The organism is Pseudomonas sp. NPDC088322, from assembly GCF_044740745.1.
Classification (GTDB): Bacteria; Pseudomonadota; Gammaproteobacteria; order Pseudomonadales; family Pseudomonadaceae; genus Aquipseudomonas; species Aquipseudomonas shirazensis.
Genome location: NZ_JBIURK010000009.1, coordinates 151608 through 171573 on the forward strand (window position 1 = coordinate 151608; position 19966 = coordinate 171573).

At 62.6% G+C, this 19966-nt stretch carries 20 protein-coding genes; 8 read left to right on the plus strand and 12 right to left on the minus strand.

Features of this window, described 5'->3' with window-relative positions:
* The 3 genes from can to ACIOAU_RS22210 are packed head-to-tail and all read right to left on the minus strand — an operon-like array spanning window position 1 to window position 1925.
* Window positions 1-639, minus strand: coding sequence for a carbonate dehydratase (gene can, locus ACIOAU_RS22200; RefSeq protein ID WP_101316418.1), 639 nt, complete (start codon window positions 637-639; stop codon window positions 1-3).
* Window positions 640-690: 51 nt separating this feature from the next.
* A complete protein-coding gene (rimI, locus tag ACIOAU_RS22205; RefSeq protein WP_101316416.1) occupies window positions 691-1146 on the minus strand; it encodes a ribosomal protein S18-alanine N-acetyltransferase in 456 nt (151 codons plus the stop codon).
* The gene (locus tag ACIOAU_RS22210) at window positions 1143-1925 is read right to left on the minus strand and encodes an energy transducer TonB (protein WP_401184655.1); all 783 of its coding nucleotides are present in this window, start codon (window positions 1923-1925) and stop codon (window positions 1143-1145) included. The genes rimI and ACIOAU_RS22210 overlap by 4 nt, the downstream gene beginning before the upstream one ends.
* Window positions 1926-2136: 211 nt before the next feature.
* Here ACIOAU_RS22210 and mksB point away from each other — a divergent pair, with 211 nt between their 5' ends.
* The 3 genes from mksB to mksF are packed head-to-tail and all read left to right on the plus strand — an operon-like array spanning window position 2137 to window position 6927.
* Window positions 2137-3405 carry an Mks condensin complex protein MksB gene (mksB, locus tag ACIOAU_RS22215; RefSeq protein WP_181089112.1) on the plus strand — a complete coding sequence of 423 codons (1269 nt, stop codon included), beginning with the start codon at window positions 2137-2139 and terminating at the stop codon, window positions 3403-3405.
* Window positions 3395-4099: an Mks condensin complex protein MksE gene (mksE, locus tag ACIOAU_RS22220; protein ID WP_101316410.1), complete on the plus strand. Its 705-nt coding sequence runs from the start codon at window positions 3395-3397 to the stop codon at window positions 4097-4099. Before mksB ends, mksE begins: the two co-directional genes overlap by 11 nt.
* Window positions 4096-6927: an Mks condensin complex protein MksF gene (mksF, locus tag ACIOAU_RS22225; RefSeq protein WP_401184659.1), complete on the plus strand. Its 2832-nt coding sequence runs from the start codon at window positions 4096-4098 to the stop codon at window positions 6925-6927. The genes mksE and mksF overlap by 4 nt, the downstream gene beginning before the upstream one ends.
* A 143-nt stretch (window positions 6928-7070) precedes the next feature.
* Here mksF and ACIOAU_RS22230 read toward each other — a convergent pair whose 3' ends face one another.
* From ACIOAU_RS22230 to rplU, 5 genes are all read right to left on the minus strand, one after another.
* Window positions 7071-7532, minus strand: a complete 462-nt coding sequence (locus tag ACIOAU_RS22230; protein ID WP_150570020.1) for a CreA family protein — start codon at window positions 7530-7532, stop codon at window positions 7071-7073.
* A 4-nt stretch (window positions 7533-7536) separates the two neighbouring features.
* Window positions 7537-8655: a glutamate 5-kinase gene (proB, locus tag ACIOAU_RS22235; RefSeq protein WP_101322938.1), complete on the minus strand. Its 1119-nt coding sequence runs from the start codon at window positions 8653-8655 to the stop codon at window positions 7537-7539.
* A 75-nt stretch (window positions 8656-8730) separates the two neighbouring features.
* A complete protein-coding gene (gene cgtA / locus ACIOAU_RS22240) occupies window positions 8731-9957 on the minus strand; it encodes an Obg family GTPase CgtA (RefSeq protein WP_101316404.1) in 1227 nt (408 codons plus the stop codon).
* A 186-nt stretch (window positions 9958-10143) separates the two neighbouring features.
* Window positions 10144-10401: a 50S ribosomal protein L27 gene (rpmA, locus tag ACIOAU_RS22245; protein WP_101316402.1), complete on the minus strand. Its 258-nt coding sequence runs from the start codon at window positions 10399-10401 to the stop codon at window positions 10144-10146.
* Between the two features lie 38 nt (window positions 10402-10439).
* Complete coding sequence (gene rplU, locus ACIOAU_RS22250; RefSeq protein ID WP_101316400.1) at window positions 10440-10754, minus strand: 50S ribosomal protein L21; 315 nt, start codon at window positions 10752-10754, stop codon at window positions 10440-10442.
* A 245-nt stretch (window positions 10755-10999) separates the two neighbouring features.
* Between rplU and ACIOAU_RS22255 the strand changes: the two genes are divergently transcribed.
* The 3 genes from ACIOAU_RS22255 to ACIOAU_RS22265 all read left to right on the plus strand — a co-directional run bounded on the left by ACIOAU_RS22255 (window position 11000) and on the right by ACIOAU_RS22265 (window position 12821).
* Entirely contained in the window at window positions 11000-11968 is a 969-nt protein-coding gene (locus ACIOAU_RS22255; protein ID WP_101316398.1) for a polyprenyl synthetase family protein, read from the plus strand.
* Window positions 11969-12086: 118 nt separating this feature from the next.
* Window positions 12087-12428, plus strand: a complete 342-nt coding sequence (locus tag ACIOAU_RS22260; protein WP_101316396.1) for a zinc ribbon domain-containing protein YjdM — start codon at window positions 12087-12089, stop codon at window positions 12426-12428.
* 147 nt (window positions 12429-12575) lie between these two features.
* The gene (locus ACIOAU_RS22265; RefSeq protein WP_101316394.1) at window positions 12576-12821 is read left to right on the plus strand and encodes a hypothetical protein; all 246 of its coding nucleotides are present in this window, start codon (window positions 12576-12578) and stop codon (window positions 12819-12821) included.
* Window positions 12822-12861: 40 nt separating this feature from the next.
* Here the strand turns inward: ACIOAU_RS22265 and ACIOAU_RS22270 are convergent, their stop codons facing one another.
* The 4 genes from ACIOAU_RS22270 to ACIOAU_RS22285 form a co-directional block, all read right to left on the minus strand.
* Window positions 12862-13479 carry an FKBP-type peptidyl-prolyl cis-trans isomerase gene (locus tag ACIOAU_RS22270; protein ID WP_101316392.1) on the minus strand — a complete coding sequence of 206 codons (618 nt, stop codon included), beginning with the start codon at window positions 13477-13479 and terminating at the stop codon, window positions 12862-12864.
* Between the two features lie 173 nt (window positions 13480-13652).
* The gene (locus tag ACIOAU_RS22275; protein WP_101316390.1) at window positions 13653-14141 is read right to left on the minus strand and encodes a TIGR00645 family protein; all 489 of its coding nucleotides are present in this window, start codon (window positions 14139-14141) and stop codon (window positions 13653-13655) included.
* 114 nt (window positions 14142-14255) lie between these two features.
* Complete coding sequence (locus tag ACIOAU_RS22280) at window positions 14256-14594, minus strand: hypothetical protein (RefSeq protein WP_101316388.1); 339 nt, start codon at window positions 14592-14594, stop codon at window positions 14256-14258.
* 162 nt (window positions 14595-14756) lie between these two features.
* Entirely contained in the window at window positions 14757-17195 is a 2439-nt protein-coding gene (locus ACIOAU_RS22285) for a Lon protease family protein (RefSeq protein WP_103436004.1), read from the minus strand.
* Window positions 17196-17450: 255 nt separating this feature from the next.
* On the opposite strand from ACIOAU_RS22285, the gene ACIOAU_RS22290 reads away from it, so the two are divergent.
* Complete coding sequence (locus ACIOAU_RS22290) at window positions 17451-17939, plus strand: DUF3015 domain-containing protein (protein WP_101316383.1); 489 nt, start codon at window positions 17451-17453, stop codon at window positions 17937-17939.
* 75 nt (window positions 17940-18014) lie between these two features.
* Window positions 18015-19868 carry a DUF4105 domain-containing protein gene (locus ACIOAU_RS22295; RefSeq protein ID WP_401184669.1) on the plus strand — a complete coding sequence of 618 codons (1854 nt, stop codon included), beginning with the start codon at window positions 18015-18017 and terminating at the stop codon, window positions 19866-19868.
* Window positions 19869-19966: the final 98 nt, after the last annotated feature.

A 19966-nucleotide genomic window follows, 5' to 3' on the forward strand; every position in this document is an offset into this window, starting at 1 on the left:
CTACTCCTGCGGGCGCAGGCGGTATTGCGGCGGCAATTGGGCAAAGCCGCTTATGGTGGTGTCCAGGCTCTTCCAGCGGCCATCCTTGATGCCATAGATGCAACCATGGATAGACAGCTCCTGACCGCGATGCCAGGCGTTCTGGATGATGCTGGTGTGGGCAACGTTGGCCACCTGCTGGATCACGTTCAGCTCGCACATGCGGTCGACCCGCGCCTCGTCCGTGTCGAGCTTGGCCAGCTCACCGCGTTTTTCGTAGTAGAGGTCACGAATCGAGCGCAGCCAGCCGTCGATCAGTCCGAGTTGACGGTCCTGCATGGCCGCGCGCACGCCGCCGCAGCCATAGTGGCCAGTGACCAGGATGTGTTTGACCTTGAGCACTTCGACCGCGTACTGAATCACCGACAGGCAGTTAAGGTCGGTGTGCAGCACCACGTTGGCGACGTTGCGGTGGACGAACAGATCGCCCGGTAGCATGCCGACGATCTCGTTGGCCGGCACGCGTGCGTCGGAGCAGCCGATCCAGAGAAACTCCGGCGTCTGCTGACGGGCCAGCTTGGCGAAGAAGTCCGGGTCACGCTGGGTGATCGCGTCAGCCCAGCGCTCGTTGTTGTCGATCAGTTCCTGCAGGTCGTGCATGGTCTTGCCTCATCAGGTTATGCCTGTGTGACTGGACCTGACGGCGCAAGGTCACTCGTCGAACAGGGTGCAGGCCATTACCAGGGCATCTTCGCGGCCACCAGCCATTGGATAGTAGTCGCGGCGCCGGCCAATCTCGTTGAAGCCGAAGCGTTCATACAGACGATAGGCCGACTGGTTGCTCGCGCGCAGCTCGAGGAAGCACTCGCGGCCATTGAGCTTGTAGGCCTCGGCCATGAGTTTTTCCAGCAGGCGCAGGCCCAGGCCGCGGCCCTGGTTTTCCGGTTTTACGGTGATGTTGAGCAGGTGCGCTTCGTCGATGATCACGTTGATCACACCATGACCCACCTGCTGGGCGCCATCGAACATCAACCAGATCTGGTATGACTTGAGCGCATCCAGAAAAATCCCGCGGGTCCAGGGATGGCTGAACGCGGCGTACTCGATCTTCAGCACCGCATCCAGGTCCGCCTCGGTCATCGGGCGGAAACTGATCGAATCACTCATTCAACGCTCTTCCAGCGCGCCATCAGCTGGCGCATCGCTTGCCAGACGTCCGCCTTGCGCTGCGGCTCGTCCATCAACAGTTCCAGGCCAGGCAGCGCCCAGGCAGTGCCCAGCGCTTCGACCTGCAGTTCTTGGTAATAGGCCGGTGCCTCGGCCTGGGCGGCAAAGCGCAGCGCCGGCAGGCCGATCAGCCACAGGCAGGTGCAGGCTGATTCTTCCAGGCGTGCCTGGATAAAGCCTTGGACGAAGTCACGCGCAGCCTCGGGGCCTTGGTCCATGTTGCCGCGCACCAGCAGCGGCCAACGGATCGGCTCGCCGATGATCTGCGGCGCATCCGGCAGGCCGGCGGCGCGGAGCATGTCCTTGAGCAGCAGGTAGGATGGGTCGCGGCTCTGGAACGGCTGCCCGGTGGCCAGCTCGACCAGCACCAGGCAACTGCCGGCGCGCAGCAACTGCAGGGCAAACCGTGGCGGTGGCACCGGCGCCGCACGGGCCACCACTGGCTCAGCCTCGGTCTCGGTCGGCTTGACCGCTGGCTTGACGCTGCTGGCTGGGCGCGGAATCTCGATTTTCGGCCGTTCGATGCTGCGTGCCTGCGGCGCGATCGGTGCGGCGGCGGGCGCTGGCGCCAGGGCTTCGAGTTCGACCTCCTCGACCGGCGCCTGCGGCAGCAGCAGCTCGGGGCGCGACGGCGCGGCGAACGGCAGTTCGGCACGCGGCAGCCAGTGCACCACTTGCATGGCGGACAGGTAAGCGCGGCGGCGGGACTCGATCAGCACAGCACGGTCATCCGGGAAAAGTCAGTCGCGCATTCTAACGCCGTTGACCGCCCCGCGCCGCTACAGGTTGGCGGAAATTTGCCAGCCGGCAAAACCCTGAGCCAATCCGGTAAATCCCTGACGCAATCTCATTACAGACCAAGGGGTGAATTCCTCCCCCCCGGATGCAGTACAATCGCCGGCTTTAATTTGGCAACGAGTCGACCCGCCAATGATCGAACCCAAGCGCGTCCTGCGCGCCCTCGCTGAACACTGGGCATTGATCGAGCCGCTGTGCGAGCGTTTCGACCAGGGCACATTGAGCCTGATCGAACTGCGCCAGCAACTCGGCCGCCAGCAGGTAGAAAGCACCCCGCAGGACATCACCCAGCTGCTCGATGTGTGGATCCGCCTGGATATTCTGGTACCGGTGGCAAAAAGCCCGAACCGCTTCGAGCTGAATGCGCAGATCCACGACTTCCTGGCCTACCTGCGCCGCGAGCACCGGCTCGGCCTGTGCCTGGAAATCGAAGCCTATCTGCGCCACCTGGAGCGCCTGGCCGGGCATATTCAGGACGCTTTCGACAACCGCGACAGCGATGACCTGGCGCGCCAGCTGCGCTTGCTCGACATGCGCGTGCGCGACGTGTTGAAGAAACTCGACAACGACGAGCAGGCGCTGGTCGCGGTAGCCGAACGGGCCAAGACCAGCAACCGGCAGATCCCGCTGCGCCAGCGCTACGCCGAAGTACTGGCAACCTGGGACGAGTACGTCGAGCCGATGATCCAGCTGGTCAACGCCGACGGCGCCTTCGAGCAAGGCGTGCGCAAGGTCGAGACAGTGCTGCTGCGCCTGCTCGGCGAGCAGGCGCGGCTCGGCCACCTGGTCGACGACGACATGCTCCTGCGCACCCATGCGCGCATCCTCGAGATGCAGACCAGCGCCCAGCTGACCCTGCGCCATGCCCGCGAACTGCTGCTGCCGCTGCGCGAAGAAGCGCGCCGGCACAACGCCGTGACCCGCGGCGCGGCGCTGGCCCTGTCGGTGATCCGGCGCAAGGGCATCGATGCCGTGCCGCACGCGGCCATGCCGATGTTCACTCGACCGCAAAGCACCTTTCTCGGCAGCGCCAGCCAGGTCGAGGCCTACGTTTACGCGCTGGCCCGCTTCGAGCCCAAGCCGGCGCGCTTCCCCAAGGCCCACCGCACCGACAAGGGCCCGACGCCACGTGCCCCGCGCACGGTCAAGGAGATGCTCGAACGCTGTGCCAGCGCCCTGCCGCTGCCCGACCTGATGGTCTGGCTGCTGGAGCAGGAGCCCGAAGGCGCCACCGACGAGCTGCTGTACTGGTTCTCGCGCCTGTCGCGCGAGAAGCGCTTCAGCCGCGAGCGCCTCGAACGGCGCGACTATCTCACCGCCGAACACCGGGTGAGTCTGCGCTCCTTCGCCCTGACCGAATCATCGCCTGCATCCACTGCGAGCCCAGCCAATGCATCTTGATCTCTCCGAACTGTCCCAGCTCGCGCCGATCTTCCGCGAGCTGTTCAAAGGTTTCCACGTCAGCCGCCGCGACCCCGAGTTGTACGCCCAGCTGTCGAACTTCCAGGACCAGTACCGCACCCTGTTCAAGGCGCTTGGCTTCGAGCTGGTGTGCGATACCCGCGGTTTCTATTACTTCGTGCCAGAGCTGGCCGCTGCGCAGGTCAACAAGACCGCCCAGCGCCTTTCGCTGTTCACCTTCATCCTGGTCGAGCACCTGGCTGACCAGGGCCGCGACCCGATCGCCGTGCTCGATGGCGGCAGCATCGGCCGCGATGAGCTGCCGTCGCTGCTGGAAAAGTACCGCGACCTGTTCATCCAGGCCGAAGTACAGACCGTCGACGAGCTTGAAGAAAAGATCCTCCGGCGCATGACCCAACTGGGCTTCGCCCATGAAGAAGGCGGCATCTACCGCTTCCTGCCGCCGATGCACCGCTTCATCGATGTGTGCCTGTCGGTGCAGCAGGACCGCGACCTGGCCGCGACCCTGCACAGCGCCCTGCCGCTGCCGGTACCGGTGCTGGCCGACGACGACAGCGCCGAGCAACTGGAAACCGACGACCCGCTCGACCTCAGCCCGTTTGCCGGCGACGAGAGCGAAGAAGACGCCCTTGCCCGCGCCATCCGCGAAGAGCAACAGGAGATTGACGCATGAGCCAGCAACGCTACGGCATCCGCCGCTTCGCCTTGCTCAACACCGCCGGCTACAGCCTCGGCCTGTTCCCGCTGGAGCACCCGCTGTCGGTCTATGGCGCCAACAACCTGGGTAAGTCGGCGTCGATCAACGCCCTGCAGTTCCCGATTCTGGCGCGCATGTCGGACATGAGCTTCGGCAAGTACAGCCTCGAGCAGTCACGCCGCTTCTACTTCGCCAGCGACACCAGCTACATCCTCTGCGAGCTGGACCTGCCCCATGGCCCGCACGTGATCGGCGTGGTCGGCCGCGGCCCGGGCGGCGGCTTCGGTCACCAGTTCTTTGCCTACCAAGGCCAGCTGGACCTGGCTCACTACCAGAAAGACGACACCTGCCTTCGCCAAAAGGAGCTGTTCACCAACCTTGAGCGCAATGGCCTCAAGGCTTACGAGCTGAAGCCCGACGAACTGCGCCGTCTGCTGGTCGGTGGCCATACTTCGGTGCCACTGGACCTGACCCTGATCCCGCTGCGCTCGACCAGCGAGCAGAGCCTGAAGACCTTCCGCGCCCTGTTCATCAACCTGCTGCACATGCGCGAAATCACTGCAGCCAAGCTCAAGCAGCTGTTCCTCGATGCCTTCGAGCACAGCCTGCGCTCGGGCAGCGTCGACTACATCGCTGCCTGCGAAGAGGCCTTCCGCGACGTACGCCGCATGGAAGGCGATTACAACGCCCTGGTCGCCGCCGGGCCGTTGGTCGAAGCCCTGGCCGGCGGCGTCGCCCAGCGCGACATCCTGCGTGGCAAGCTGCATCGCCTGTCGCCGCTGCTGGATAACCTGCTCGGCACCTGGCAGGAATATGCCATGGCGCGTAAAGAAGAACTGGTGATCCAGTCCGAGCATTACCGCAGTGAGCAGGACCGCCTGCAGAACGACCAACGCGGCGGTACCCAGGAGCTGATGCGCCTGGAGCGCGAGATCAGCGGTATCCAGCGCTGGCTGGGCGAACTGTCGGTGCTGAAGAATCGCTTTGCGCTGGTCGATGATGTACGCGTCCTCGAGCAGCAGTTGCTTGCCGCCAAGGACGCCCACGACGAACTTGCCGGCGCCCTGGCGCAATCGCGGCAGTTCTCCGCCGAAGACCTCGACGAACGTGTGCGGGATCTGGAGAAGCGGGTCAAGGTGGTCAAGCAGCAGCTCGATCATGCCGACAACAACAGCTACGCACGCCTGCGCGAAGAGTTCTCGCAAGGCGACGTCGACCGCCTGATGCGCCTGTTCAACGGCGCACTGTTCAGCCTGCCGCTGGGCGAGCGCGGCATCGAACTGGATGACAGCGACCTCTGGGTCAAGTCACTGGAAGCGGTGCTCGACAGCTTCAAGGGCGAGCGTTTCGAAGCCCCGGGCCTGTCCATCGACCTCTCGCACATCGAGCCGCCGGCGCTGCAAGCGTTGGCTGACCGCGCGGCTCTGCGCGACCAGAAAGACCGCCTCGACCGCGAGCTCAAGCAGCTCAAGACCCAGCAGGCGGTCGCCGCCGACCGCACCGCCAGCAAGGCCCAGACCGAAGCCCTGTACCAGCAGGTACTGGATGCGCAAAAGGCCCTGGAAGACTTCCGCCGCAGCGAAACCCTGGCCGCCGAAGAGCCAGAAAAGCTTGAGCAACTGGCCCAGCTTGAAGCGGCCCAGGACGAGCTCAAGCGCTCCAGCGACGCTTTCACCGAGCGCGTCCAGCAACTGTCGGCCAAGCTGCAACTGGTCGGCCGTCAGTTGGCCGACCTCGAAGCCAAGCAGCGCACCCTCGAAGACGCACTGCGCCGCCGTCAGCTGCTACCCAACGATATGCCGTTCGGCACGCCGTTCATGGAAGCGGTGGACGACTCGATGGACAACCTGCTGCCGCTGCTCAATGACTACCAGGACAGCTGGCAGGCGCTGCAACGGGCGGATAACCAGATCGAGGCGCTGTACGCCCAGGTACGCCTCAAAGGGGTGGCCAAGTTCGACAGCGAAGACGACATGGAGCGCCGCCTGCAGCTGCTGATCAACGCCTACTCGCACCGCACCGAAGAAGCCCTGACCCTGGCCAAGGCGCGCCGTGCGGCGGTTACCGACATCGCCCGGACCCTGCGCAACATCCGTAGCGACTACGACAGCCTCGAGCACCAGCTGGCGCTGTTCAACCGCGAGATCAACAAGCGCCAGGTGTCCAACCTGGAAAGCTTCCGCGTGGTGCTGGCGCCGAACAAGGAAGCGCTCAAGCACATCGACCAGATCATCCACAGCGCCGGCCAGTACGAAGAAGGCGAGACCCTGTCGGTGTTCGACCTGACCCAAAACAGCGACCAGGATCACAAGAACGAAGAGGCCAAGGAGTACCTGGCCCGGCTGGTGGCAGCCAACCACAACCAACTGGGCCTCAAGGACCTGTTCGAGCTGGCGTTCGAGATCACCAAGATCAACAGCCAGCCGGTGATCCACGCCGACATCGATGGCGCTGCCTCCAACGGCACCACCATGACCATCAAGGCGCTGACCAACATGTACTTGTTGCTGCACCTGATGGACCGCGACCTGGCCGGGCGCATTCGCTTGCCGTACTACCTCGACGAGGCCGCCGACATCGACGAACGCAACCAGGCGGCGCTGCTCGAGACCAGCCAGCAGCTGGGCTTCGTGCCGATTCTGGCCAGCGTCAAGCCACAGGTGTCGGCGCACGTGGCGATCGATCTGGAAGGTGGTAGCGGACCGAATGGCATCTACATCGACGAATCGGACTGGAAGTACATCAGCCGGATCGATGCAGAGAAGGCGATTGTGCGTGAGGATGTGGCCGAAGAGTTGGCCTGATCTGTGATCTGCGCTAGTGGGGCCGCTGCGCGGCCCTTTCGCGACACAAGGCCGCTCCTACAGGAAAGCAGCGATCTGCTGTTGTAGGAGCGGCCTTGTGTCGCGAAAGGGCTGCAAAGCAGCCCCAAAATAAGTACTACCTGCTACTGCGCCCAAGGCAGGATTGGAATCGCGGTCACCGCGTTCTGCGGGCTGCCTTCGATCATGCGATCGCTGTAGACCAGGTACACCAGGGTGTTGCGCTTCTTGTCGAGAAAACGCACCACCTGCATGGTCTTGAACACCAGCGAGGTACGCTCCTTGAACACCTCGTCACCGTCCTTGAGTTCACCCTTGAAGTTGATCGGCCCAACCTGACGGCAGGCGATCGATGCTTCTGCACGGTCCTCGGCCAGGCCCAGGCCACCCTTGACGCCGCCGGTCTTGGCCCGCGACAGGTAGCAGGTCACACCCTCGACCTTGGGGTCATCGAAGGCTTCGACGACGATCCGGTCATTCGGCCCGACAAACTTGAACACGGTCGAGACCTGGCCGATTTCTTCAGCGCCCGCAACCATCGGCAGCATCAACACCGCCACGGCAAACAGCTTTTTCAGCACAGTCATCCCCTTACACCAGAACCAGGTTGTCGCGGTGCACCAGCTCGGGCTCCGCGCTGTAGCCAAGCAACGCTTCGATTGCATCGGACGGTTGGCCGATGATCTTCTGCGCTTCCAATGCACTGTAATTGGCCAGCCCGCGGGCCACTTCATGGCCGTCCGGGCCGACGCAGATCACCATCTCGCCGCGACGGAAGCTGCCCTGAACAGTCTTGACCCCAACCGGCAGCAGGCTCTTGTTGGCCTGGCGCAGTGCCTGCACGGCACCCTCGTCGAGCACCAGCGTGCCGCGGGTCTGCAGGTGGCCTGCCAGCCACTGCTTGCGCGCCGCGAGCATGCCGCGCTCTGGCGACAGCAGCGTGCCGAGGCGCTCACCGGCCTTGAGCCGATCCAGCACGCGCTCGATGCGCCCGCCAATGATGATGGTGTGCGCACCGGAACGCGCCGCCAGGCGCGCCGCACGCAGTTTGGTCTGCATGCCGCCGCGCCCCAGCGCACCGCCGGTGCTGCCGGCCACGGCGTCGAGCGCCGGGTCATCGGCGCGCGCTTCGAAGATCAGCTGGGCGTCGGGGTTGTGCCGTGGGTCGGCATCGAACATGCCATCGCGGTCGGTGAGGATCACCAGCAGGTCCGCCTCGACCAAGTTGGCCACCAGCGCTGCAAGGGTGTCGTTGTCGCCGAAACGGATCTCGTCGGTGACCACCGTGTCGTTCTCGTTGATCACCGGCACCACACCCAGATCGACCAGAGTGCGCAGGGTGCTGCGGGCATTCAGGTAACGCTTGCGGTCAGACAGATCGTCGTGGGTCAGGAGGATCTGCGCGGTGTGCTTGCCGTGCTCACCAAAGCTCGACTCCCACGCCTGCACCAGGCGCATCTGGCCCAGCGAGGCGGCGGCCTGCAGCTCGTTCATGGCACTCGGTCGCTTGTTCCAGCCAAGCTGGCTCATGCCCGCTGCTACGGCCCCGGAAGAGACCAGCACCAACTCCACCCCTGCTTCACGCAGGGCCACCATCTGCTCGACCCAAACGCCCATGGCACCGCGGTCCAGGCCCTTGCCATCGGCGGTCAGCAGGGCGCTGCCGATCTTCACGACCCAGCGCTTCGCGCCCGTCACCTTGCTTCGCATCTTCATCCAACCCATGTCGATTCGTAGATACTAAAACGCCGCTCCTGAGAGCGGCGTTTAGTGTACTGCAAGCGGTCAGTCGCGCACGTAAATGATTTCCGGGCCGTCTTCGTCGTCCTCGAAATCATCATCCCAGACATCGTCTTCGCCAACGCTGTGCACGCTCTTGACGCCAGTGCGGCGCAAGGTACGGGCATCGTCCAGGGCCTGCAACTGAGCACGTGCTTCGTCTTCGATGCGCTGATCGAGGCTGGCCAGCTGCGCGGCGTAGGCCGGGTCGGCGGCCAGGCGGTCGGCGCGGTCTTCGAGGTAGCGCATGATGTCGCGGCTGAGGGCTTCGGTACCCTGCTTGGAGATTGCCGAGATCACATAGACCGGGCCCTTCCACTGCAGGCGCTCGACCACTTCCTTGACCCGCTCGTCACGCTCGTCGTCCATCAGCATGTCCGACTTGTTCAGCACCAGCCAGCGCTCACGCTCGGCCAGCGACGGGCTGAAGCGGGTCAGCTCGTTGACGATGACTTCGGCAGCGTCGGCCGAGTTGGTCTCGTCCAGCGGCGCCAGGTCAACCAGATGCAGCAGGATGCGAGTACGCGCCAGGTGCTTGAGGAAGCGGATACCCAGGCCGGCACCTTCCGAGGCGCCTTCGATCAGGCCGGGGATGTCGGCGATGACGAAGCTCTTCCAGCGGTCGACGCTGACCACGCCCAGGTTTGGCACCAGGGTGGTGAACGGGTAGTCGGCGACTTTCGGCTTGGCGGCCGATACCGAACGGATGAAGGTACTTTTGCCAGCGTTGGGCAGGCCGAGCAGGCCGACGTCAGCGAGGACTTTCATTTCCAGTTTCAGGTCACGCTGATCACCCGGCTTGCCTGGGGTGGTCTGGCGTGGCGCACGGTTGGTGCTGGACTTGAAACGGGTGTTGCCCAGGCCGTGCCAGCCGCCTTGGGCGACCATCAGCTTTTGCCCGGCCTTGACCAGGTCGCCGATCACTTCCTGGGTCGAGGCATCGATCACGGTGGTGCCAACCGGCACCCGCAGGATCATGTCTTCGCCCTTCTTGCCGGTGCAGTCGGTGCTGCCGCCGTTGGCGCCGCGCTGGGCGTCGAAGTGACGGGTGTAGCGATAGTCGACCAGGGTGTTGAGGTTTTCGTCGGCAATCATGTACACCGAGCCACCGTCGCCGCCATCACCACCGTTGGGGCCACCGTTCTCGATGAACTTCTCGCGGCGGAAGCTCATGCAACCGTTACCGCCATCACCGGCTTTGACCCGGATCGATACTTCGTCAACAAACTTCATAGAAACCGCCTCTCGTCAGCAGACGAGTTGAAATGACTCAAAAACATGAGGCTCTTGCAAAAATGAGCGCGGCGACCCCGAGACGCAGAGACCGACGCCGGCAGCCCAGACAAACAGCTTTGCAAGAGGCTCACCACAAACGAAAAAGCCCCGTCGCGTGACGGGGCTTCTCCAGCGACAGCGCGATTAGCCCGCGACGACGCTCACGTAACGGCGGTTGAATTCGCCTTTCTTCTCGAACTTGATCACGCCTTCGATCTTGGCGAACAAGGTGTGATCCTTGCCCATGCCAACGCCGTAGCCGGCGTGGAACTGGGTGCCACGCTGACGGACGATGATGTTGCCGGCCTTGATGACCTGGCCGCCATACATCTTCACGCCAAGGCGTTTCGATTCTGAGTCGCGACCGTTACGAGTACTACCACCAGCCTTCTTGTGAGCCATGGTTCAATTCTCCAAATAAATTCAGGGGATCTAGGAAATTAAGCCTGGATGCCGGTGATTTTGATCTCGGTGAACCACTGGCGGTGGCCCATACGCTTCATGTGGTGCTTACGACGACGGAACTTGATGATGCGAACCTTGTCGTGACGGCCTTGCGAGATGACCTCGGCAACCACGGTAGCGCCAGCAACAACTGGAGCACCGATGGTGACTGCGTCGCCATTGGCAACCAGCAGGACGCGATCGAAGGTCACGGATTCGCCAGTGGCGATTTCCAGTTTCTCGATCTTCAGGTATTCACCTTCAGCGACTTTGTACTGCTTGCCGCCGGTAACAATTACTGCGTAAGACATGGTATTTCTCCGATAATCCTGCTCACCCAGCTCTTTATATATTGAGTATTGGCTGGCATGGCTGCACAAGGCTGGAACGGCCCGGCGCAATTGCGTAAGGCAGGTGCTGCCCAGGAAAGTTAGGGTGCGCGATTGTACGCAACCCAGGATGGCCTTGCAAGTCCCGCCCCGGCGCGGCAGGCAGCGTGCCTTGACACACCGCAACCCTCGACCTAGCATGCCGCGCAACCCCAATGGAGCAGCCGATGCAACCCCAAACCTTCTACCGCGCGGTAGCTGATGATTTCAGCGCCGTCGACGAGATCATCAAGAAGCAGCTGACCTCGCGCGTGCCGCTGGTATCGAAGATCGGCGACTATATCACGTCGGCCGGCGGCAAACGCCTGCGGCCCTTGCTGGTACTGCTCTGCGGCAAGGCGCTGGGTCGCGAAAGCGACGACCTGCGCCTGCTGGCAGCGACCATCGAGTTCCTCCACACCGCCACCCTGCTGCACGACGATGTGGTCGACATGTCCGGCATGCGCCGTGGCCGCTCCACCGCCAACGCGCTGTGGGGCAACGCGCCGAGCGTGCTGGTGGGCGACTTCCTTTATTCGCGCTCGTTCGAAATGATGGTCGAACTGGGTTCGATGTCGGTGATGCAGATCCTCGCCAAGGCCACTCGCGTGATCGCCGAAGGCGAAGTGCTGCAGCTGTCGCGGGTGCGTGACGCGAGCACCAGCGAAGAGGTGTACATGGAAGTCATCCGCGGCAAGACCGCGATGCTCTTCGAAGCCTCGACCCACAGCGCCGCTGCGCTGGCCGGTGCCAGCGACGAGCAACGTGAAGCGCTGCGCACCTTTGGTGATCACCTTGGCGTGGCCTTCCAGCTGGTCGACGACCTGCTCGACTATCAGGGCGACTCGGAGACACTTGGCAAGAACGTCGGCGACGATCTGGCCGAAGGCAAGCCGACCCTGCCGCTGATCTACACCATGCGCGAAGGCTCGCCCGAGCAGGCCGCACTGGTGCGCAAGGCGATCCAGAAGGGTGGCCTGGAAGATCTCGAGCAGATTCGCGCTGCCGTGCACGACTCAGGCGCCCTCGCCTACACCGCGCAGATGGCCCGCGACTACGTCGCCCGCGCCATCGCCTGCCTGGAAGTACTGCCAGCCAGCGAATACCGCGATGCACTGGTCGAACTCAGCGAGTTTGCGGTAGCCCGTACTCACTAATCGGGCGCTCCAACACGGATCGCGCCAGCAGAGGGCGATGAGAGCGAATCTCACCGCCCCGCTCACCGGCAAAACCTTATACAATGTAGGCTTTTCCAGCCCTGCCAAAGGACCCGTAGTGAGCACTCTGCCTGCCTGCCCCAAATGCAATTCCGAATATACCTACGAAGACGGCACCCAGCTGATCTGCCCTGAATGCGCCCACGAGTGGTCGGCCAGCGGCGATGCCGAAGCAGCCAGCGATGACGTGGTGAAGAAGGATTCGGTCGGTAACGTCCTGCAGGACGGCGATACCATCACCGTGATCAAGGACCTCAAGGTCAAGGGCACCTCGCTGGTGGTCAAGGTCGGCACCAAGGTCAAGAACATCCGCCTGTGCGACGGCGACCATGACATCGACTGCAAGATCGACGGCATCGGCCCGATGAAGCTCAAGTCCGAGTTCGTGCGCAAGGTCTGACTTGCTCTGGTCTGGGGCTGCCCTCGGTGGCCCCGACAGATCCTGCAACAGGATCGACCGACCATTGGCGAAAAAAACCAATAGTTACTTGCTATTTTGATAATAAGAATTATTCTCATTGGAAACCGCTATCCAAGGAGAATAGCCATGACTTATCTGATCGACGCCTGGCTGGACCGCCCCCATCCCTACCTGAGAATCCTCCACCGCGAGACCGGTGAAGTGTGCGCGGTACTTGAACAGGACGCCCTCAACGAGCTACGCGACCAGGGTGACCTGGACCTGCATGGGCTTAATTCAAGCGAGCCGGTGGTGCTCAAGGAGCTGGTACGCAATTTGTTTCTGTTCTGCTATGCACGGGCATTGCGCCCTGGCGGGACGGACTGGAACTGAAGGTCAAGCGAAAGGGCCGCACCAGGCGGCCCAGACGGTCTTACAGAACGTCGAGCAGCTCGACGTCGAACACCAGAACGCTGTGCGGCGGGATGCTGCCAACGCCTTGAGCGCCGTAAGCCAGCTCGCTCGGCACATACAGGCGCCATTTGCTGCCGGCATTCATCAGCTGCAGAGCTTCGGTCCAGCCGGCGATCACGCCACCAACCGGGAATTCAGCAGGCTGACCACGATCGTAGGAACTGTCGAATACAGTGCCGTCGATCAGGGTGCCGTGGTAGTGGGTGCGTACAGTGTCGTCGCGGCTTGGCTTGGCGCCAACACCGGCGGTCAGCACTTCGAACTGCAGGCCCGAAGCCAGGGTGGTGATGCCTTCGCGCTTGGCGTTTTCAGCCAGGAACTCGACGCCCACAGCAGCAGCGACTTCAGCCTTGGCAGCGGCTTCGGCTTGCATGATGTCGCGGATGGTCTTGAACGCAGCCGACAGGTCGGCCTCGTTGACGCGGCTTTCAACGCCATTGAAGGCGTCGGTCAGGCCGGCGACGATGGCTTCCAGGCTGACGCCTGGTGGCGGGTTGTCACGCAGCTGACCGCCGAGCTGACGGCCAATGCCGTAGCTGACGCGGGTTTCGTCGGTGGACAGAATGAGTTCGGACATTGACTTGCTCCGCAGCAGGGCGCAGTGCAGCCGCGCCCTTGATCAAAAGGGCGAGCAGCCTAGCACACTGCAGCGCAGCAGATCAGCTACCGGGCCACTGCGCACCGCAGATACACAACCGCCCGGCCGTTGGGCAACGGTCGGGCGGCATGGGCAATGCGGCAGAGCAATGCTTAGTGCTTGGTCAGCTTGTCCAGATAACCCATGACAAATGCCGAAATGACAAAGGTCATGTGGATGATCACGTACCACATCAGCTTGTCGGTGGAGATGTTCTGCGCATCCATGAACACCCGCAGCAGATGAATCGAAGAAATTGCCACGATCGACGCGGCGACTTTCATCTTCAGCGAGGTCGAGTCCATCTTGCCCAGCCAGCTGAGCTTTTCCTTGCTGTCGTCGATGTCCAGCTGCGAGACGAAGTTCTCGTAGCCAGAGATCATCACCATCACCAGCAGGCCGCCAACCAGCGACATGTCGATCAGCGACAGGATGACCAGGATCAGGTCGGCCTCGCTGAGAGCGAACACATTGGGCAGTACATGCAGGACTTCTTGGAAGAACTTCAGCGCCAGCGCCAGCAGGCCAAGCGACAGGCCGAAGTAGATCGGGGCAAGCAACCAACGCGATGCGTACATCGCGTTCTCGAGAAAACGTTCCATGGAGGATAAAACTCGTCAGGTGAGCGGAAAGCGATCGCGAGTATAGCCACCCACCTGTTACAGCAAAAGCCTGCGGTCGGTTGCCGCAGGGTACAAATCGCTCAAGCGGGCGGGTCAGGTTTCAGGATGAAACTGATAGTCGCCCAGATTGCGGCAGCGTTCGCCGTTGATCTTGCGCAGTTGCCCTTGCAGGTGCACACACCAGATCTGCGGGTCTTCAGCGACGTGATAACCATGCAAGGTCAGGCTGTCGACAATCGCGTTGAGCACCGACTCGGCCACCAGCGGTCCATGGAACGGCCCCTGGGCCTTGATCGCCGAGGGCTGTTCACCGGCCATGCCGGCCGCAAACAGCAGCGTCCACATGCCGTTGTCGCCAGACAGCGGACGAATGCTGCATTCAATACGAGTCACCAGGCCAAGGCACTGGCGGGTGAGGCTGAGGTTGCGCATGGCGGCGTCCCCTCCGAGGTAACCATTTCAGCCAATCACTGCAGGCTGTTTCCATCCTGAACGCTGTTGCTCTCCCTAAGTTCCAGCATAGAAGATCAACGGAAAAAGATGGAAAACCGGCGCCGAACGGTAGCACATTGCCTTCAGCGCCGTTTTTTTGACTTACGCCGGTTTAGCTTGAGCGATCATCTCCTCCATACGCTCCTTCTCAGCGTCCTTGATGTCTTCCTCGCTGATCATTTCGGCAATCTCGCTGAGCCGCTCGACCACTCGGGCGTTGACACTGCCCTCGGGGAATTCACCGTTCTCATCCGGCGTACCGGCATCGGTGCCGACCAGCAGGCTCAACGCTTCATCCGCCTGGCTGACCGCGTAGACGTTGAACTGACCCGCCTCCACTGCCTGCAACACACGCTCATCGAGCATCAACGTGGCGACGTTGGCGCGCGGGATGATCACCCCTTGCTCGCCGGTCAGGCCGCGCGCTTCGCACAGGCGGAAGAAGCCCTCGATCTTCTCGTTGACCCCGCCAACCGCCTGCACCTCGCCAAACTGGTTGATCGAGCCGGTGATGGCGAAACACTGCTTGAGCGGCGTGCGCGACAGCGCCGAGATCAGCGTACAGGCCTCGCCCAGCGACGCACTGTCGCCATCGACATAGCCGTAGGACTGCTCAAGGGCGATGCTCGCCGAGATCGCCAGAGGGAATTCCTGGGCGTACCGGCTGCCCAGATACCCGGTTAGGATCATCACCCCCTTGGAGTGAATCGGCTGGCCCAGATTGACCTCACGCTCGATGTCGACGATACCGCTCCCCCCCGGATACACCGTGGCCGAGATCCGCGCCGGCATACCGAACGCCGAATCACCCACCTCAAGCACGGTCAGGCCGTTGCACTTGCCGATCGCCGCACCTTCTGTGTCGATCAGGATGATCCCGGCCAGCATGTCGTCGAGCACCCGCTGCGAGACGCGCCCGGTACGAGTCGCCTTGGCTTTCAGGGCTCGTTCGATGTGCCCGGCATCAGTCATTTCGCCGTTGGCCAACTGGCGGATGAAGTCCGCCTCACTGACCAACTGGAACAGGTCGCCGATGCGCGCCGAGAGGCGTGACTGGTTTTCTGCCAGGCGAGCGCTGTAGGTGGCCAGACGCGCAACCGCGTCGCTGGTCAACGGCGCCATGCCCTCTTCGTTGGTGCGGGTACGCAGCAACTGGGCGAACTGCTCAAGGTTCTCGTCGACCATGGGCATGTCTTCGTCGAAGTCGACCAGCACCCGGAACATCTCCTGGAAGTCCGAATCATGGTCTTGCAGCGCGTAGTACAGCTGACGCGAGCCAATGATCACCAACTTGACGTTGAGCGGGATCATCTGCGGCGCGAGGCTGACCGTGGCTACGCGGCCCAGCTCACCCAGCGGCGATTCCATCTTCAGCTTGCGCGACTGCAACGCACGCTTGAGGCCGTCCCAGACGTACGGCTCGCCGAGCATCTTCTCTGCTTCAAGGATCAGGAAGCCGCCATTGGCCCGGTGCAAGGCACCTGGACGCAACTGGCGGTAGGAGGTGTACAGCGCGCCCTGGTCGGTGCTGTATTCAATGCGACCGAACAGATTGTCGTAGGTCGGGTGCGGCTCGAACACTACCGGCGCGCCACCGCTGTTGGGGTGACCGACCATCAGGCTTGGCGCGTAATACTCCTCGAGCATCTTGCGCGCGACCGGGTCGGCCTTGGCGTCATCGACCAGTTCTTCAACCACGGTGCGCAGCAGGTTCAACTGCACCGATTGCAGATAGGCGCAGACTGCTGCGTTTTCAGCGTATTTTTCCGACAGCGGTGCCAACAGCGGCTGCAGTGCCAGGGTGATGGTTTCTTCGTTGAGCTGGCGCAGTTGGTTGTTCGACTCACGCTTCCATTGCGGCAGGCTGGCAAGCTCTTCGTTGAGACGCTCTTCAAGCTGCGAAATGTCGTCGTGGAAGCGCTCGCGCACTTCGTCCGGCAACTGGGCGAACTCCGCTTCGTCCAGCGCCTTGCCGTCGCTCATCGGCGTGAAGGCAACGTTGCTGGCGTCGCGGTACAGGGCCACGTCCTTTTCCAGCGAGGCGCGTTCGATAACGTCCAGGGCACGGTCGTAGCGCTGGTTGAAGGCGCGGTCGATGGCGCTTTTTTTCTGCTGGTAGGACGGGTGCTCGAACACTGCCGGGAAGGTCGCCAGCAGGTTGTCGATCAAACCGTTCATGTCACTGATGAACTCGCCGGCAGTGCCCGACGGCAGCTCCAGCGCACGCGGCTCGCGCATGTCCTCGAAGTTGTTGACGTAGACCCAGTCAGCCGGCGTCTTCTGGCGCTTACCCTCGGCGCGCAGGTAGCGTTTGACGAAAGAGAAGCGACCGGTACCCGGCTCGCCCATGACAAACACGTTGTAACCAGGGCGCGGCATGGCCACACCGAATTGCAGGGCCTCGACAGCACGTTCCTGGCCCAGGACGCCGCGAAACGGTTCCAGATCGTCAGTATTGGTGAAAGCAAACTGCTCGGGAGAAAAACGCCGGGTCAGGGCTTCAGGCGCAAGACGCAGGCGCGCAGCGACAGGATCGGGCATTGGGTTTCCTTACTTCGGCGGGGCGATGAAAGCATTCTGGCGCTGCCTGACCGCACGTTGCAAGGCTCACCGGGACTTTATGTCGCAGCCAACCTCTGGCAATTACTCATGCAATTTTTTGTAATAAGCCACGCAACCTTTGGATCGTGCCTAAACTCCAACATTGCGCGGGGTAGCATTATGCTGTTCCGAGCTGGCAAGGAATTGCCAGAACCCCTGACCATTGGTAAGTCTACTAAGAAAGAGAACGAAGCTATGAAACGGATTCTTCTGGGTACTCTGTTCACCGCAATCTCGATCAACGCCATGGCAGAAGCGCCTGGTGGCCCGAACTGCGGCTGGGGCAACATGCTGTTCGAAGGCCAGCGCGGGACTCCTGCTCACTTCCTGGCTTCCACCACCAACGGTACTTCCGGCAACGCCACCTTCGGCATGACCTCGGGCACCAACGGTTGCTCGACCAAGGCTTCGCTGACCTACGGCGGCAAGTCCTGGTTCGCCATGAACGGCATGATGAACGAGCTTTCCGAAGACATGGCGCAAGGCCAGGGCGAAGCTCTGACCACCTACGCCGTGGTTCTCGGCGTTGCACCTGAAGATCGCGCGCACTTCGCCGCGGTTACCCACCAGCACTTCGGCGAGATCTTCAACAGCGCCGACGCCACTGCTGAAACCGTGCACAACAACACCCTCGCGGTGCTCAAAAGCGACCCGCAACTGGCCAAGTACGCTACCGAGGCTTGAGTCCGGCCCTTCCCGCCCCTCACCGGGGCGGGACTGGCATCATCATCGGCATCCTTCAAGAAGTAGTTGCCCGACATGCTCAAACGCCTTGCCCTTCTGGCTCTGCTTGGCAGCGCCCAGCTCAACGCTGCACCCCACGTCGACCCTGCGCGCCTGCAACAGCTGGCGGCCACGCCCTACTGGATTGCCCTCGGCCACTACGAGACCGGCAAACTGGGCGGTTGGCGCAGTTATGTCGACGATGCCAAATTCTTCCTCGCCGAAGACGGCGGGCACCATCCCGACCGCGAACTGGCGGCCACTGTACAAGCGTTGTACGCCCCGGCCGGCCTCGGCGACAAGCACGCCCAATGCGTCTACCCCGCGCGCACCCGCTGGCTGCGTGAGCAACTCGACCTGCAAGACCTGCCGCAGCCCGACTGCGCCGAATTCCGCCAGTGGTATCAGTCGGTAGACCCGCACAGCGCAGTACTGATATTCCCCGCGGCTTACCTGAACAGCCCGTCGTCGATGTTCGGCCATACCCTGCTGCGTATCGACCAGGCCAAGACCCGCGACGACGACACCACCCTGCTCAGCTACGCGATCAACTTCGGTGCCTACATCGAAGGCAGCGACAACAGCATTCTCTATGCCTGGAAAGGCCTGGCAGGCGGCTACCCCGGGTTATTCGCCCTGATGCCGTACCAGGAGAAGTTGTCCGAGTATCGCAGCCTGGAAAACCGCGACCTGTGGGAGTACCAGCTGGACCTGACGCCGACCGAGACCGGGCGCATGGTCGAACACGTGTGGGAGCTCAAACAGGTCCAGTTCGACTATTTCTTCTTTGACGAAAACTGCTCGTATCGCCTGCTCGAACTGCTGCAAGTCGCCCGACCCGGGCTGGACCTGACCTCGCAGTTCCCGCTGACGGCGATCCCTACCGACACGGTCAAGGCAGTCAAGCAATCCGGGCTGGTTTCCAGTGTTCGCTACCGGCCCTCCCGTGAACGTGAACTGCTGGCCCGCGCAGATTCGCTCGATCATCAGGAAAAACAGCAAGTGCTGGCCATCAGCGCCGACACCGCGCAGCTGCAGAGCGCCGAATTCAACGCCCTGCCCAAGCCGCGTCAGGCCCTGGTGCAAGACGCCGCCTACCGCCTCGAGCGCTATCGCGCCAACGGCCAGGAACGCGACCCGGCTCAGGCCAAGCGCAGTTTCGAGCTGCTGCAGGCAATCAACCGCAATCCACCTGAGCCACTCGAAGTAGAACGCCCGGGCCTGCCTGAAAACGGCCACCAGTCGCGCACCTGGCAGGTTGGCGTTGGCACCCGTGATGACCGCGCCTTTGCCGAGTACGGCCTGCGCATGGCTTACCACGACCTCAACGACAACGCCTACGGCTTCCCACTCGGCGCGCAGATCGAGATTCTCCAACTCAAGCTGCGCCAGTACGAAGGCAACGACTGGCAGGTACAGCAACTCGACCTCGCCACCATCCGCTCCCTGACGCCGCGCAACGAGCTGCTCAAACCGCTGTCGTGGCAGGTTGCCGGTGGCCTTGAGCGGGTACCGGGCAAGCATGACGATGAGGTGCTGGTCAGCCACGTCAACGGCGGCGCCGGCGGCACCTGGCAGCTGGCCGACGGCTTGCTCGGCTTTGCCTTGGGCACGGTACGGGTCGAACACCACAACGACTTTGCCGAGTTCATCAGCCCGGCTGCAGGCTTCAATGGTGGCCTGCTCTGGCGCAATGGGCTGGGCAACATGACCGTCGAAGCCAAGGGCGATTACTTCACCAATGGCGAAGTGCGCCGCAGCCTCAGCCTCAATCAGCAGTGGGAAATCAGCCAGGACCTGGGCCTGCGCCTGAGCGCCAAGCGTGAATACAGCCAGCTGGCCACTGCGCAAAACGAGGTGATGCTCGAGTTGAAGTGGTACCACTACTGATGCAGCCGGCCCCGGTCTGAGCGCACAGGGTTGCGTTCAGGCCGGGTTTGGCCGTACAGCAATCCAACACTGTTTTGACATCAGCGCGACAATCCGGC